The following is a 15,996-nucleotide window of genomic DNA, read 5'->3' on the forward strand; positions in this document are numbered from 1 at the left end:
GAACACTATGGCTTACTCAACGCTACTGATCGAAGAAGGCGTGGCGCGCCTGACGTTAAACCGCCCAGAGGTGCATAACGCCTTTGACGACAGCCTGATCGCTGAACTAAACGCCCATCTAGACGAATTGCATGCGCTGGCCAACGCCGGTGACGTTCGGGTGGTGGTGCTTGGCTCTGAAGGTAAAAGTTTTTCTGCGGGCGCTGATCTCAACTGGATGAAGCGTATGGTCGATTACGGCCTGGAAGACAATCTAGCGGACTCACGCAAACTGTCAGCGCTTATGTTCGGGTTAGACACCCTGCCTTGCCCTACCGTTTGCCGAGTTCAGGGGGCGGCCTTTGGTGGCGCGGTGGGTCTAGCCGCCTGTTGCGATCTGGTCGTCGCTTCAGATAAAGCTAAGTTCTGCCTGTCGGAAGTAAAAATTGGCCTATCGCCCGCGGTGATTAGCCCCTATGTTCAGCGTGCGCTTGGCGAACGCCAAATGCGCCGTTACGCACTCACTGCTGAAGTGATGGATGCGCCAACGGCGATGGCGCTCGGTTTGGTTCACCAAGTGGTGGAGCACGATGCTTTGGATAGCGCCATAGACGCTATGCTTGACACCCTTCTAGGCGGCTCCCCCCAAGCCCAACGGGCAACCAAAGCCCTGCTAGCAAGCGTGGCTCAAGCACCCAACAGTGACGCCACCCGAGAACACACCTGCCAGGTGATCTCCAAACTGCGAGTGAGCCAAGAGGGTCAAGAGGGCTTAGCGAGCTTTTTTGAAAAGCGCCGCCCTGCCTGGACGCAACCGTCTGGCCTTCAAGAACCCAACACTGCTGCGGAGCCACGCTCATGACGCTTGACCTTACTAAATTCGACACGTTGCTAGTGGCCAACCGCGGTGAAATTGCCTGCCGAGTAATGCGCACCGCCCGCCGCATGGGGCTGAAAACGGTTGCCGTTTATTCAGATGCCGATGCCACGGCTCGCCATGTACGCGAGGCCGATGAAGCCATTCGCTTAGGCCCTGCCGCCGCCCGCGAAAGCTACCTTAATGTTGATGCGGTTATCGATGCCGCCAAACGCACCGGCACTGGCGCCATTCACCCCGGCTACGGCTTTCTTTCGGAAAACGGTGGGTTTGTTAAAGCCCTTGAGCAAGCGGGCATCATCTTTGTTGGTCCCCCTGCGTCGGCGATTGCCGCAATGGGCGATAAATCTGCCGCGAAAGCGCGTATGGCCAATGCGGGCGTGCCACTGGTGCCTGGGTATCATGGTGACGATCAGGATGATGCGCTGCTGCGCAGCGAAGCCGATAAAATCGGTTATCCGGTGATGTTAAAAGCCAGCGCTGGTGGCGGTGGTAAAGGCATGCGCGTGGTTGAAAGCGGCGAAGGATTTAAAGCAGCGCTTGATGGCTGTCGGCGCGAATCCAGCGCCGCTTTCGGCGACGACCGTATGCTGATTGAGAAATACCTAGTGCAGCCTCGTCACGTCGAAGTACAGGTATTCTGCGACCGCTACGGCAATGGCGTGTACCTATTCGAGCGGGATTGCAGCGTGCAGCGCCGCCATCAGAAAGTCATAGAAGAAGCGCCCGCTCCTGGCATGACGCCCGAACTGCGCAGTGCGATGGGCGATGCTGCCGTTCGCGCGGCAAAAGAAATTGGCTATGTCGGCGCAGGTACTGTGGAGTTTCTGCTCGATGCCGACGGCTCGTTCTACTTTATGGAAATGAATACGCGCCTGCAGGTTGAGCATCCCGTTACTGAAATGATTACCGGCCAGGATTTGGTCGAATGGCAGCTGCGCGTTGCGATGGGCGAACCGCTCCCCTGCACACAAGACGAGCTCACCATCACCGGCCATAGCTTTGAAGCGCGCCTGTATGCCGAAGACCCGGAGCAAGACTTCCTACCGGCCACCGGTTTGTTGACTCGCTTCGCCTTGGACCTAGAAGGTGCCGACTTAGATAGCGATCGGGTGCGTTTAGACAGCGGCGTGGAAAGTGGCGATGTGGTTTCCATGCACTACGACCCCATGCTGGCCAAACTGATTGTTCACGGCGCTGACCGGGATGCGGCGCTAGCCACTCTCAACCGCGCTTTGGCGGCGCTGGATGTACAGGGCGTGGTAACGAACCGCGCTTTCCTGCAACGCTTGGCAAATCACCCCGGCTTTAAAAACGTCGAGCTAGACACGCGTTTTATCGAACGCAACGAAGCCACGCTGTTTGCTCCGCGCAGCTACTCTACTGAAGCGTATGCCAGCGCCGCGCTGATCGGCCTGAACCAACTGGCCAAAGAGTGCGAAAGTGACTCTCCGTGGGATCGCCACGACGGCTTCCGCTTGAATGCCCCCCATACCATTCGTATTGCGCTGTGTGACCCGGCAAGTGCACAGGCAGTCGACAGCGACGCAGCGGTGGTGATTGTTGAAGGTAAGCGCGAAAGCGGCGAATCGCTGTGGAATCTGACCATCGGTGATCAAACGTTGACCGCTAGCCTACAATCGCTGACAGGTGATGCGGTCGCCGTCACGCTAAACGGCCACCGCCGTCGTCTACAGGCACGCCGCGATGGCCATATCGTGGTGATGGCTGAACCTAGTGGCGAAACACGCCTCTTCTGGCGACGCATTGATGCCATTGACCACGGTCACCATGAAGCCGAATCAACGCTCACCGCCCCCATGAATGGCACCGTTGTCGCGCTGCTGGTAGAGCCTGGCGCGGCGGTCGAGAAAGGCATGCCGTTGATGGTCATGGAAGCGATGAAGATGGAGCACACCATGACCGCGCCTGCCGATGGTAGCGTGGAGACGTTCCACTTCCAGTCGGGCGATACCGTGAGTCAAGGTGACGTGCTACTCGACTTTGCCCCCAACGAATAGGAGCTAACCGATGGCACTGCCTACGTCTATTAAACTGTTTGAAATGGCCCCCCGCGATGGCCTGCAAAACGAACCGGGCACCCTGGTGCCCACCGCCACTAAAATCGAACTGATCGAACGGCTGGCGAACGCTGGCCTCAGCCATATTGAGGCCGCCAGCTTTGTCTCGCCAAAATGGGTACCACAAATGGGCGATGCGAGCGAAGTAATGCGCGGTATTGCCCGCAAACCCGGCGTGGTTTATTCGGCGTTAACGCCTAACCTGAAAGGCTTGGAAGGCGCACTGGCAGCCGGCGTTGAGGAAGTCGCGGTATTTGGCGCCGCTTCTGAGGCGTTTTCCCAGAAAAACATCAACTGCTCGATTGCTGAGTCGCTGACGCGCTTTGAGCCCGTGCTTGCGCGAGCCAACGAAGCAGGTGTGCGGGTGCGTGGCTATGTGTCCTGCGTGCTGGGCTGCCCCTATGAAGGGGCTATTTCACCGCAAAAAGTTGCCGAGGTAGCCAGCGCACTTTATGAGATGGGCTGCTATGAAATCTCTCTGGGTGACACCATCGGTGTCGGCACGCCGCTAGCCGCTAAGCGGATGATTGAGGCTGCCCGTCAGCAGTTGCCCATCGAGCATTTAGCGGCCCACTTCCATGATACCTATGGCATGGCGCTAGCTAACTTATATGCCGTAATGGAAGAAGGCGTGAGCGTGATTGACGCAGCGACTGCAGGGCTTGGTGGCTGCCCTTATGCCAAAGGTGCATCCGGCAATGTGGCCACGGAAGACGTACTTTACCTGTTGGAGGGGCTGGGCATTAACACCGGCATAGACCTCCAGGCAGTGATTGATACGGGCGTCTGGATCACTCAGCAGTTGGGTCGCAAGCCCAGTTCTAAAGTCGCGTTGGCCAAAAGCACGGTTAGCTAATAATAACTATAGAAGCCAACTGCTTTCTTCCCGTTGAGACAAAAAAAACAGTTCGGAGAGACATCCATGGCATCACCTGCACACACCCTACCTAGCTACACCAGCAGCACCGCAGATAAGCCGCTGCTGGGCATGACCATTGGCGATAAATTTGATCAAATCGCCGCACAGTATCCCGACAACGACGCGCTAATCGCCCTTCATCAGAACATTCACTGGAGCTACCGCCAGCTTCAGGAAGAAGTTAACCGCTGCGCCCGAGCGTTGCTGGCCATTGGGGTTAAAAAAGGCGACCGAGTTGCCATCTGGGCACCAAACTGCTGCGAATGGACCCTAACCCAATTTGCCACCGCCAAGATTGGCGCGATTTTAGTCAACATTAACCCCTCTTATCGTACTCATGAGCTGGACTACGCGCTGAATCAATCCGGTGCGCGCTTTTTAGTCACTGCCGATCAATTCAAAAGCTCTGATTACACCGCCATGCTGTTTGAGCTCGCGCCTGAACTAAATAGCAGCACAGAAGGTCAGCTAAAATCACAAAAGCTGCCTGATCTTGAGTGCATCATTAATCTGAGCACTGACAAACAGAGTGGCATGTGGCGCTGGGCAGACTTCATTAACGAAGCCAGCAAGATCAGCCAGACGGATGTTGATGACTTGCAGGCGACGCTACAGTTTGATGACCCGATCAATATTCAATACACCTCGGGTACCACGGGCTTTCCGAAAGGCGCGACGCTCTCTCACCATAACATCCTCAACAATGGCTTCTTTGTTGCCGAAAGCATGGGCTTTACCAGCGAAGACCGCCTGGTCATCCCCGTACCGCTCTACCACTGCTTCGGCATGGTGATGGGTAATCTGGGTTGCATGACCCATGGCGCGGCGATGATTTATCCGGATGAAGGGTTCGAGCCCGGTAAAGTGCTAAAAGCGGTACACGAGCAAAAAGCCACCGCGCTTTACGGCGTACCCACTATGTTCATCGCTGAACTAGAGCACCCCGACTTTGCCACGACTGATTTTTCCACGCTACGCACCGGCATTATGGCGGGTTCTATTTGTCCTGCAGAAATCATGAAGCAAGTCATCGAAAAGATGAATATGAAAGGCGTACAGATCGCCTACGGCATGACAGAAACCAGCCCGGTTTCCACCCAAACCGGCGCTAACGACACCATTGATAAGCGCGTTTCTACCGTTGGCCGTACCCAACCCCACCTAGAAAGCAAGATCGTCGATCCGGGCAACGGCGGCATTCTGCCCCGTGGTGAAATCGGTGAGCTATGCACCCGTGGCTACAGTGTGATGCTCAAGTACTGGAACAATGACAAAGCCACGGCTGAAGCCATTGACGAAGCCGGTTGGATGCACACAGGCGACCTTGCCACGATGGACGAGGAAGGCTACATCCAGATCGTTGGCCGCATTAAAGACATGGTGATTCGCGGCGGGGAGAACGTATACCCAAAAGAGATTGAGGAGTTTTTATACGCCCACCCTGCGATTTCAGAAGTACAGGTCACCGGTGTTCCGGATAAGAAGTATGGCGAAGAGCTAATTGCTTGGGTGAAAGTCAACAGCAGCGCTGGAGAACTCACTGGAGAAGACCTTCGCGAGTACTGCAAAGGCAAAATCACTCACTTTAAGATTCCCCGCTACTTTAAATTTGTTGATGAGTTCCCGATGACAGTAACCGGTAAAATTCAGAAATTTAAAATGCGCGAAATTTCTATCCAAGAGCTTGGGCTTGAGGATCAAAAATAACCCTTTAATCAACGCCGGCCTGTGGTCGGCGTTAATTTTTGTAAGGTATTGAGACACCGATATGTCCACACAGCAGCGGCTAGCCGAGCACTACCACCAAGGGTTACGCGATGACGCTATCCTTAACCAAATTCGTACCCACTACCCTGATGGCCCAACGCTTCACCAACTTGCCCCGCTAGACCAGCTGCATATCGGAGGCATTGCCGCCTCTAAAAAATTGCTTAACCTGCTTGATCCTTCCCAACATACAAAGGTGCTTGATATAGGCTCAGGCTTAGGCGGATTAATGCGTCAAGGCGCAGCGCTTGGTTTTCAACTTACCGGTTTAGATATTACTCACCGCTTTAACGTACTTAATCAGGCACTGACTAACTTAGCGGCTTCTCCGACAAATCCGTCGCTTAGCTGGGTTACCGGAGATGCCTGCGCACTACCTTTTCCTGAGCGCACGTTTGATGCCGTGCTATTTCAGCACAGCCTGATGAACATGCCCGACCCCGCCCGCGTTATTGCCGAAAGCCGACGCGTGCTTCGCCCAGGTGGCAAGCTTGTTATGCATGAAGTCGTTAGTGGTAAAAACCTGGCCGAATTGCGCTACCCGGTTCCTTGGGCCGCATCGCCAGAGCATTCACACTTACTTTCGATGACAGAACTGACAAACTTGCTGGTAGCCAATGGCTTTCAGCTTCAGCACAGTGAGGATTGGAGCAGCACCGCGCTTGAGTGGCGTCAGCGGCAGCGCCAAAAAGAGCAAACTAACACCGTCGCTGTGCTCTCTCCCCAATGGGTATTTGGCGAGCGCTTTTTGAAAATGGGTAAAAATCTGCTAGAAAACTTATCAAATAACGCAATTAATGTGGTAGAAATCAGCGCCCGTTGCTAGGCTGATTAAGATAACTTCCTTAGCCAGGGATACGAGGAACGCCAATGAAACGCTTGGCAAGCACCCTGTTGTGTAGTTTTGCTGGTTCCATGCTGCCATTGATGGGCTGTTTAGCCAGCGACGTAGACACCGACCTCGCCTATGCGTCTCCCAACAGCGAATTTATGTCGCTGCGCAACGGTGTCGTTTTAGAAGGCAGTGACTTAAGCAGCCTCGATAGCTACACAACAGGCTTCCGCTTCTCGGCAGGTTTTAGCCCATTGCAACTACCACAGCTGGATATTGGTGCTGAAATTGCCTACCGCGAAAGTGAAGAAGTCCCTATCGCTTCCAGTGCTGCCCCCCTCATCATGGACACCCTCAGCTTAGGCGGTGCCATTGTCGCAGGCGTGCGAATGGGTGCCTTTAGTATTTACGCTAAGTCTGGCCTTACCGAGTGGCGTGGCGAAACCGATCAGCCACTGGCCGACGACGGCGGCACCGCTTTCCTACAAGGTTTTGGCGCCACCATGACCATTAATCGCCTGGTAAGCCGGGTTGAGTATGAGCGCATCGACGCGCCTACCCTCAGCCACCTCAATATGTTGAGCGCATCCCTGCACCTGCCGTTTTAGCGGTTTTCTTCGGCTGCCTGTTCCGGCGGCGTCCATACGTGCTCTTCAGCTTGATTTGGCTCATCCCAGCCGTGCCGCATTGATCGACTCAGCGCTTCCTCCAGTTTCATAAACAGTTCGCCGTAACGCGGACTAAAGCTAATCCCCTCCTCAATCTCTTTCCAGGCTTCAAACAGCTCATCTTCATGGGCATTTTCGTGTTGCTCAAACGAGTCGATCATCTGCTTGGCACGCATTGGGTGTACCCCCATAGCCGTCAACGTATGGCCGCCAAGCTCTAGCGCAGAGTGATAAACCTCTCTGGTTATATCGTCAGCCCCTGCTTCGCGAAGCTGATATCCATGGCCACGGTCAAAGGCACGCGCTAATACCCAAACGTTGGGATAGTAGTGCTTAACATGCTTCACCATATCAACAGCGCGATCGCGATCATCAATCGCAACCACCATCACTCGCGCATTCGCAATGCCCGCTGTTTCTAAAAGGTCTGAACGACTGGCATCGCCAAAGTAGCTTTTAATCCGAATATGGCGAAGGAGTTCAATTTGCTCAATTTCGAGGTCTAACGCTACGATGGGAATGTTATTAGCGCGCAACAAGCGACATACAATCTGTCCAAAACGACCAACACCAGCGATAATCACCGGTGCTTGTTCTTCGATCTTATCGGCATCCCGCGTAGCATTTTTAGCTGTTTGGTAGCGCGGCAGCACTAAGCGGTCGTAGGCAATAAACAGCAGCGGCGTCGCAAACATGGAAAACGCAACAACCAGCGAAAGTAATTGCGACACATCAACAGGAATAACGTTACTCTGCACGCTGTAAGTTAACAGCACAAAACCAAATTCCCCTGCCTGCGCTAGGCTTAACGTAAACAACCAGCCATTGCTATTTCGAACTCGGAACAGCATAGCTAACCCGAACAGGATAGTGCCCTTTACGACAATAACGCCAAGCACTAATAGCAATACGGTTGGCCACTGCGCCGCGAATACCTGAAAGTCGATGCCAGCTCCAACCGTGATAAAAAACAGTCCAAGCAAAAGTCCTTTAAACGGTTCGATGTTGGCCTCAATTTCGTGCTTGAATTCGCTGTTAGCAAGTACGATACCGGCTAGAAACGCCCCAAGCGCTGGGGATAAATTGACAACCCCCATCAACGCAGCAATGCCAATGACCAGCATTAAAGCGGCAGCTGTAAACACCTCTCTCAAGCCAGAGGAAACGACGTAGCGAAACAGCATCGGCCCAAGATAATGCCCACTAATAATGACGACTCCGATAGCCCCAACGACCACCAGCCCGTGGAGCCATGCAGGCATATCCTCAACAAGACTTAGGCTACTGTGCTCAGCATAACTACCACCTTCTTCCGTTAGTTCGGGAAGCGCCAACAGTGGGATCAACGCCAGCATCAGGATCACCGCGATATCCTGAAATAGCAGCACCGAAAACGCGCTACGTCCGCCCTCTGTTTTCGTGAGTCCTTTTTCGTTTAGGGTTTGCAACACAATCGCCGTTGAAGAAAGCGCAAAAATTAAACCGATGGCCAAGGATGTTTGCCAAGCAAGTCCCAGCCACAAAGCAACAGCGGTACCTGCAGCGGCGGTGATCAGCACCTGTAAACCGCCCATTCCTATCAAGCTCACCCGCATGGCCCACAACCCTTTTGGGTCAAGCTCCATACCGACCAAAAACAGCATCATCACCACACCAAACTCGGCGAAGTGCTGAATCGTTGTAGTTTCCTGGCCGACTAGCCCCAGCATGGGCCCTATCACCACCCCAGCGACCAAATAGCCGAGCACCGAACCAAGTCCAAACCGCTTGGCAAGGGGAACGGCGATTACCGCTGCAATGAGATAGATAAACGCTTGAATAAAATAGTCGGTCATCGGGCTTCCTCAAATTAACACGAATGGCTTGACTTCATTGCGCAATAGGATACCGTACTAGTACGCTAGTACAGCAACTTATTTCCTTAATTTTGTGGCAATACGGTGAACTCACTTTATGTCATTTGATGATGACCATCAGGCTGATTTAGTACGCTATTTACTTGCCATTGATTCGCCGGAAGCAATGGACGAGGCACTAGCCAGCTTGTTAACGCCTGCAGAGTACCAAGAAATCAGCAAGCGCCTACAGATTTTTAAGCTTTTGCGCGAAGGAGTCCCCCACCGCAAAATCGCTGAAATCCTGGGCGTCGGTATTGCCACGGTATCCCGCGGTTCGCGCGCTCTAACCACGCTACCTTCTTCAACGTTACCTTCATCACTACCGTCACCCACTTCACGGACCGATTAATCATGACGACGACTACGCCTGCTTCATCAGGCCCACAGCCTTTTACGCTGTCGCGCAAGCCTCACTACGTCACCCTGGCAGCGGACTGTGACTTTTTTGCTCTGTTTCAAAAAATTGAACGCCAATTTGATACCTGTTACATGCTGGAATCACTAGGCGAAGATAGCCATATGGCGCGCCACTCGATTATTGGCTTTGACCCCGAGTACACGCTTTACGCCAATGGCGGCTTATTAACTATTGAAGATCGTGACGGTAATGCAAACCACTATCCAAGCGATAACCCTTATGAGCTGCTGCGCAGCCTGATTCCGCAGAATATTATTTCTCGTAAGTATGCGGGTGGACTAAGCGGTTACCTTGGTTATGACGCCATGCAATACTTTGAGCCTTCGTTATCGTTGAAAGCTAGCGACGATTTCGACACGTTTCGATTTGGCCTTTATAAAGACGGTTTGATCCTCGACAAAATGACCGGGGAAGTGACCTATTTTTACTACGACAACAGTCGATACGAATTTCTACAAACCTTGATCGACGCCGATGATATTCCCCCAGGCGCGTTGCATATTACTGCGCTGGGCGACACCATGAGCCGCGAAGAGCACGCCCAAGCGGTGGCCAAGGTGAAGCAAGACATCATCGACGGTAAAGTTTTCCAATGCGAAGTCGGCTTTAAAAAACGCTTTAGTATTAAAGGCGATACGCTAGCGCTCTACGATCAGCTACGCACCATTAACCCATCGCCACAGATGTACTACGTAAAATTTGGCGAGCAGAAGCTGATTGGCGCAAGCCCCGAGCTTCTATTCAGGCTTCGCCAAGGCGAGATGGAGACCTTCCCACTGGCAGGCACCACTACACGAGGCAAAACCCCGCAAGAAGACACGCAGCTAGCTCGTGCGCTACTCAACGATCCAAAAGAGATTGCCGAGCACAATATGATTGTGGACCTACACCGCAACGATATTGGCCGAGTGGCGCAATTTGGCACGGTGAAAGTACGTAGCCTGATGGACATCAAACGCTTTAGCCACGTACAGCATATCTCCAGTGAAATTGTTGGCATTATTGCCGAAGGCGAAGACATGTTTACATCGCTTGCCAGCAACTTCCCTGCGGGTACGCTGACGGGCGCGCCAAAAATCGAAGCGATGAAAATTATCGATGACTTGGAAACTGACGGTCGCGGCCCTTACGGCGGCGCGGTTGGTCAATTCTCATTTAACGGCGATTGCACCTTTGCGATTCCGATTCGTACGGTTTTTGTAAACGGTGAAAGTGCTTACGTGCAAACTTGTGGCGGCAACGTGTTTGATAGTAACGCCGAAGATGAGTACGAGGAAATACGCCGCAAATTTGCAGGCACCCGCAAAGCCCTTGCTCCTTTTATGAGCGCGGATATGGACATGGAGAGCCAAGCATGAAGGTGCTAATTATCGATAACTACGACTCCTTCACCTATAACTTGTATCAGTTTATTGGTGAGATTCTAACCACCGAGAAGAACCGCGGCGAACTGCCTCATTTCGAGATTATTGTTAAGCGCAACAATCAAATCGACTTCAAAGCGATAGAAGCCATGGCGCCTGATCGGATTATTATCTCGCCGGGCCCAGGCTCGCCGGATGATCCGCGTTACTTTGGCGTCTGTGCCGACGTCATCGAGAAACTCGGCAAAACCATACCACTGTTGGGCGTGTGCCTGGGCATGCAGGGTATTGTTCACGTCTTTGGCGGCAAAGTGGTGAAAGCGCCTCTGCCGATGCACGGCAAAATCAGCCCGATCAACCACAACAATCGCTCGGTATTTAATGGCGTCCCCGATCAGCTTGAGGTGATGCGCTATCACTCATTGATTGCCGACGCGTTCACCCTGCCTGACTGCCTGGAAGTAACCGCAACAGTGGGCGCGCTAGGTGCTGACAAGTTTGAGCAACGCAGCCACTGGCAAGCAGTAGGTGAGTTTGAATTGATGGGCGTAAAGCACCGTGATTACCCCATTCACGGCATTCAGTTTCACCCCGAATCGTTTGCCACAGAAGGTGGCAAAGAGCTCATTGCTAACTTCTTATTTGCCTGACCCATCAGGCTTAGCGTTGAGATAACTTAGTGTTGAAATAACTTAGCGTTGAAATAACTTAGCGACTAACGGCGGGCACTCAGAGCTGCCCGCCCTACTCTCTAACGCTTCCCTTTCGGGCGACCAACACGGCCTTTACCCACCGGCTTGGCTCCAGCCTTAGCGTTTTTTCCTGCGCCAGCGGTTTTGCCCCTGGGCTGTGGTTTACCCGAAGCACTGGCTTTTGGGCCAGTTCTCACGTTACCGCTGGCGGTTCTTTTACCCTTGGGCGGCGGTTTATTGCCAACCGTTTTAGCACCCGGCTTAGCCGGTTTCTGCCGCCCCTGTTTCTGCCGCTCCTGTTTCTGCCGCTCCTTGGTGGCTGTTTTTTTCGATTTGTTAGCGCCTGCCCCCGAATTGTAATCCGGCCGTGCCGTCTGACGCTTTTCAGGCACTGCCTCAGAGCTTTCTGTCAGCGCAACAATCGTATCAATCTCTTTAGGAGTTAGATCCCGCCAATCGCCCAGAGCCAACCCTTGCAGGGAAACATTCATTATCCGGGTGCGAACAAGCTGGGTGACCTCGTAGCCAAAGTACTCGCACATACGGCGAATCTGGCGGTTCAACCCTTGCACCAACGTAATAGTGAACACAAACGTCGACGCTTTGGTCACTTTACACTTTTTAGTCACCTGCCCAAGGATCGGTACACCCTTTTGCATGCCGGCAACAAATTCATCTGTAATCGGCTTGTTGACCGTCACCACATACTCTTTTTCATGATTATTATTAGCGCGCAGGATCTTATTAACCAAGTCGCCATTATTGGTTAGAAAGATCAGTCCCTGGGAGTCTTTATCCAGGCGCCCGATGGGAAAGATGCGCGTGCCGTGCTTCACGAATTCAACAATATTGTCTTTTTCGCTGGACTCAGTGGTACTGACTATTCCCACCGGCTTATTCAGCGCAATTAGCACCAAATCCTCTTCTTCCTGAGGCTCAATCTCTTGACCGTTGACCTTAACCAGATCACCCGGCACCACTTGGTCGCCTGTCGTTGCCCGACGCCCATTAATCCAAACGTTGCCTTGCTCAACATAGCGGTCAGCCTCTCGGCGAGAACACAAACCGCTTTCGCTGATGTATTTATTGATGCGGGTAGATTTTCGTAACGACATAAAACGCCATAGGCAAAAGTGTGGTGAAGTGATTAAGCAAATTCAAACGCTAACGTTAAAAGTCTAACTAGAACCCGGAGCCAGGCTGTTTAAGAAACTCTATTTCGTCTGGCGTAGATACCCGACCCAATACGTCGTTGCGGTGGGGATAACGACCAAAGCGGTCAATGATCGCTTTGTGGCGAATCTCGAAATCCAGATTATTTTCTAACCCAGGCTGATCGAACAGCTGCATTGCTACCTTATGAATAGCGGCAGACTCACTGTGCATATACGGCATGTATAAAAAACTACGCTCGACGGTAGCCAGTTCGTTATCCACCGCTAAGGCAACCGCTTCCTGTGCAAGCGCTAAGGCTAACGCGTCACTGGCAAAGGCTTGCGGGTGGTCACGGTAGATATTGCGAGAAAACTGGTCCAACACAATAATTTCAGCCAGCCTACCCTGGGCGGTACTGCGCCACTCATAACACTCACAGGCGGCCGCTTTGGTCAGCAATGAGCCAAACCGCTGGGTAATCTGCTGATCCATCGATGTGTCTTTTTTAAACCACTGCTCTGGCGTCAATTCATTGAACCAAAACGACAGTACTGACTGAGCATCCTGTATCATCGCGCCCCCCAATTCCTAGTAAGGTGATGACGACGCCGCCACACGCGGTGGCGGCGCACTCTTTGTTAGCCTGTATTGCGTAACCCTGCTGCAATACCTGCCATGGTCACCATGAGCGCACGTGAAAGGTCTGCGCTAATGGCACCATCGGCGTCCCGATTACGCTGCAGAAGCTCCGCTTGCAAGCCATGCAACGGGTCGATGTAAGGATTGCGCACATCAATTGCTTGGCGAATAAGCGGGGTGTTTTCAAGCAGCTTCTCTTGCTGAAGAATATCCAGCACGACATTTTCAAGCCGTTCAAAACGCTCACGTAGCTTCTTGCCCAGCGCTTTCAGCGAAGGCTCATCGACTAAGCGATGCTCATAGTAGGCCGCAATCGCTACGTCCGCTTTGGCCAACAGCATCTCTAACATATCGAGATAGGTGCCAAAAAATGGCCACTGGCTGCGCATTTCTTGCAACACTTCACGGCCACCTGGCTGCTCTAGGCGTCGAGAGAACGCCTCACCACTGCCTAACCAAGCGGGTAGCATCAAGCGAATCTGCGTCCAGGCAAAAATCCACGGAATCGCTCGTAAGGTTTCCACGCCACCATCCTGGCGACGCTTGGTTGGCCGCGAACCGAGCGGCAGCCTGCCCAGCGCCCCTTCCGGCGTGACAGCACGGAAGTACGGGACAAAATCGGGGTCTTCACGCACTACGCCAACATAAGCGGCATGAGCCACTTTCGCCAGCTGGTCCATCTCTTCACGCCACTGAGGCTCAGGTGCGGGCGGTGGCAATAGCGTCGCTTCCATCACCGCGCAAGCGTAAATTTCCATAGAGCGCAGCGCGATATCTGGCTGACCAAACTTAAAGCGAATCATCTCACCTTGCTCGGTCACCCGAAGACTGCCATTCACCGAGCCAGGCGGCTGGGAGAGAATCGCCGCATGCGCAGGGCCGCCGCCACGACCAACAGTGCCACCCCGGCCATGGAACAGCGTCAAATCTACGCCATGCTTGTCACATACATCGACTAACGACTCTTGGGCACGGTACTGTGCCCAGGCAGCAGCAAGCTGACCGGCATCTTTAGCCGAGTCTGAATAGCCAATCATGACCTCTTGGCGGTCTTTCGCCAGAGCGCGGTAACCCGGTAGCGCCAGCAATTGATCGATGACATCGCCTGCATGGTCAAGGTCGTTGAGGGTTTCAAACAGCGGCGCGATGGGCAGTGTGACTTGCCCCCCCACCTCTTTCATCAATAGCGCAACGGTTAATACGTCCGAAGGCTCGGCAGCCATTGAAATAATATAAGTACCCAACGCTTCTGCATGCTCTTGAGCAATCACTTTGAAGGTATCGAGCACTTCGCGGGATTCTGCCGAACACTCCCAACGGCGTGGAATTAGCGGCCGCCTTGATTCAAGCTCTGCAAGCAGAAACTCTTGGCGCTGTGCTTCGTTCCAGTCCTGATAGTGTCCCAAACCTAGTGCACTGGTGAGTTCTTCCATTACCTGGGCATGGCGGCTGGCCTCTTGGCGTAGGTCAAGTTTGGTCAGTGTGACGCCGAACACCGCCACGCGGCGCAAGGTATCAAGCAGCGCACCGTTAGCAATGGTGTCCAGCCCGACATCACACAGCGAGCGGTAGCATGCCAGCAGCGGCGCGTAGAGCTGGTCGCGGGTTTCAATAATTGGCCCGCCATCATAGTTACGGCCATCCAACTCTGCTTTGGCCCAGTCACGTGTGGCTTCCATTTTATTCAGCAGACGCTTGAGCAGCTCACGGTAAGGCTCAGCAACTTCTCCTACCTCTGCCTTCAAAGCGCTGTTGGCTTTCCACATTGAAAGCTCGGTTTTCAGCTGCTCAAGATCGCGCAAATAGAGATCGGCGGCCATCCAACGGCCTAATAACAGCACCTCTCGCGTCACCCGCGCGGTGACATTGGGATTGCCATCTCGGTCACCGCCCATCCAGGAAGCATAGCGAATGGGCGCGGCATCCAACGGCAAGCGTTCCCCGGCAGTATCGAGGAGTAAATTATCCAAATCGCGATGGAAGTCTGGAACCGCCTGCCATAAGGAGTTTTCGATAACCGCGAAACCCCATTTGGCCTCATCAACAGGGGTTGGCCGCTCGTGACGAATCTCATCGGTATGCCACGCCTGACTGATTAACTCTTCCAAGCGCCCCTGGGCGCGGGCTCCGCGCTCGGGGTAGTCTTCAGAGCTTTCAATCGCGGTTAGGCACTCGTCGATCGCGTCATATTTCTGAATCAACGTGCGGCGAATAACTTCTGTGGGGTGGGCAGTCAGCACTAGTTCAACACGCATACTGGCCAGGGTTTCTACTAACTTACGGGGCGAATTACCCGCCTGCTGTGCACGGCTTAGCAGCTCACCCAGCACTGGCTGAGTGCCTGGCTTGTAGTCTTCCACGCGGCGAAAGCGTGCTCGATAGTGCTGCTCAGCAATATTGGCAAGGTTCAAAAACTGATTAAACGCGCGCGTCACAGGCAGCAGGTCGCGTTCGGGCAACTGGCGTAGATACTCAATAAGCTCACGTTGCTGCAATGAATCGCCCTGACGTCCCCGCTTGGCATGGGCACGAATTGTTTCAATTTTATCAACAAACGACTGGCCTAAATCATCGGCAATCGTACGGCCCAGGCTATCACCGAGAATACGTACGTTATCTCGTAGCGATTCGTGTAGGTCGTGACTCATTGGCATGGCCTCCTTACGGGGTCGCATTAGTTGTTAAAAGTCAGTTATTAAAAATCAGT

At 53.4% G+C, this 15,996-nt stretch carries 13 protein-coding genes; 9 read left to right on the forward strand and 4 right to left on the reverse strand.

All coding sequences use genetic code 11. The annotated features are described in order from the left end of the window. Nucleotides 1–7: 7 nt before the first annotated feature. The 6 genes from NF683_RS18965 to NF683_RS18990 all read left to right on the forward strand — a co-directional run bounded on the left by NF683_RS18965 (nt 8) and on the right by NF683_RS18990 (nt 7,063). A complete protein-coding gene (locus tag NF683_RS18965; RefSeq protein ID WP_253920734.1) occupies nt 8–841 on the forward strand; it encodes an enoyl-CoA hydratase/isomerase family protein in 834 nt (277 codons plus the stop codon). Next, on the forward strand, nt 838–2,877 hold the full coding sequence (locus NF683_RS18970) for an acetyl/propionyl/methylcrotonyl-CoA carboxylase subunit alpha (protein WP_253920735.1): 2,040 nt from the start codon (nt 838–840) through the stop codon (nt 2,875–2,877). The genes NF683_RS18965 and NF683_RS18970 overlap by 4 nt, the downstream gene beginning before the upstream one ends. 10 nt (nt 2,878–2,887) lie before the next feature. After that, nucleotides 2,888–3,793 carry a hydroxymethylglutaryl-CoA lyase gene (locus NF683_RS18975; protein ID WP_253920736.1) on the forward strand — a complete coding sequence of 302 codons (906 nt, stop codon included), beginning with the start codon at nt 2,888–2,890 and terminating at the stop codon, nt 3,791–3,793. A 66-nt stretch (nt 3,794–3,859) separates the two neighbouring features. Next, nucleotides 3,860–5,563, forward strand: a complete 1,704-nt coding sequence (locus NF683_RS18980; RefSeq protein ID WP_253920737.1) for an AMP-binding protein — start codon at nt 3,860–3,862, stop codon at nt 5,561–5,563. A gap of 61 nt (nt 5,564–5,624) precedes the next feature. Next, nucleotides 5,625–6,449 (forward strand): class I SAM-dependent methyltransferase, encoded by an 825-nt coding sequence (locus tag NF683_RS18985; protein WP_253920738.1) that lies wholly within the window; start codon nt 5,625–5,627, stop codon nt 6,447–6,449. A 44-nt stretch (nt 6,450–6,493) separates the two neighbouring features. Further along, on the forward strand, nt 6,494–7,063 hold the full coding sequence (locus NF683_RS18990; protein WP_253920739.1) for a hypothetical protein: 570 nt from the start codon (nt 6,494–6,496) through the stop codon (nt 7,061–7,063). Here the strand turns inward: NF683_RS18990 and NF683_RS18995 are convergent. Then, nucleotides 7,060–8,958 carry a monovalent cation:proton antiporter-2 (CPA2) family protein gene (locus tag NF683_RS18995; RefSeq protein WP_253920740.1) on the reverse strand — a complete coding sequence of 633 codons (1,899 nt, stop codon included), beginning with the start codon at nt 8,956–8,958 and terminating at the stop codon, nt 7,060–7,062. The genes NF683_RS18990 and NF683_RS18995 overlap by 4 nt on opposite strands. A gap of 118 nt (nt 8,959–9,076) precedes the next feature. On the opposite strand from NF683_RS18995, the gene NF683_RS19000 reads away from it, so the two are divergent. The 3 genes from NF683_RS19000 to NF683_RS19010 are packed head-to-tail and all read left to right on the forward strand — an operon-like array spanning nt 9,077 to nt 11,453. Further along, on the forward strand, nt 9,077–9,370 hold the full coding sequence (locus NF683_RS19000) for a Trp family transcriptional regulator (protein WP_125748844.1): 294 nt from the start codon (nt 9,077–9,079) through the stop codon (nt 9,368–9,370). Between the two features lie 2 nt (nt 9,371–9,372). Beyond that, nucleotides 9,373–10,797 carry an anthranilate synthase component I family protein gene (locus NF683_RS19005; RefSeq protein WP_253920741.1) on the forward strand — a complete coding sequence of 475 codons (1,425 nt, stop codon included), beginning with the start codon at nt 9,373–9,375 and terminating at the stop codon, nt 10,795–10,797. Continuing rightward, entirely contained in the window at nt 10,794–11,453 is a 660-nt protein-coding gene (locus NF683_RS19010) for an anthranilate synthase component II (RefSeq protein WP_206047670.1), read from the forward strand. The genes NF683_RS19005 and NF683_RS19010 overlap by 4 nt, the downstream gene beginning before the upstream one ends. A gap of 101 nt (nt 11,454–11,554) precedes the next feature. On the opposite strand, the gene rluF is transcribed toward NF683_RS19010, so the two are convergent. From rluF to ppc, 3 genes are all read right to left on the reverse strand, one after another. Further along, the gene (gene rluF / locus NF683_RS19015; protein WP_253920742.1) at nt 11,555–12,610 is read right to left on the reverse strand and encodes a 23S rRNA pseudouridine(2604) synthase RluF; all 1,056 of its coding nucleotides are present in this window, start codon (nt 12,608–12,610) and stop codon (nt 11,555–11,557) included. 67 nt (nt 12,611–12,677) lie between these two features. Beyond that, nucleotides 12,678–13,223 carry a DUF924 family protein gene (locus tag NF683_RS19020; RefSeq protein WP_253920743.1) on the reverse strand — a complete coding sequence of 182 codons (546 nt, stop codon included), beginning with the start codon at nt 13,221–13,223 and terminating at the stop codon, nt 12,678–12,680. Nucleotides 13,224–13,288: 65 nt separating this feature from the next. Continuing rightward, nucleotides 13,289–15,937 carry a phosphoenolpyruvate carboxylase gene (gene ppc, locus NF683_RS19025; RefSeq protein ID WP_206047673.1) on the reverse strand — a complete coding sequence of 883 codons (2,649 nt, stop codon included), beginning with the start codon at nt 15,935–15,937 and terminating at the stop codon, nt 13,289–13,291. Nucleotides 15,938–15,996 lie beyond the last annotated feature (59 nt).

The organism is Halomonas sp. MS1 (genome assembly GCF_024182575.1).
GTDB lineage: Bacteria > Pseudomonadota > Gammaproteobacteria > Pseudomonadales > Halomonadaceae > Vreelandella.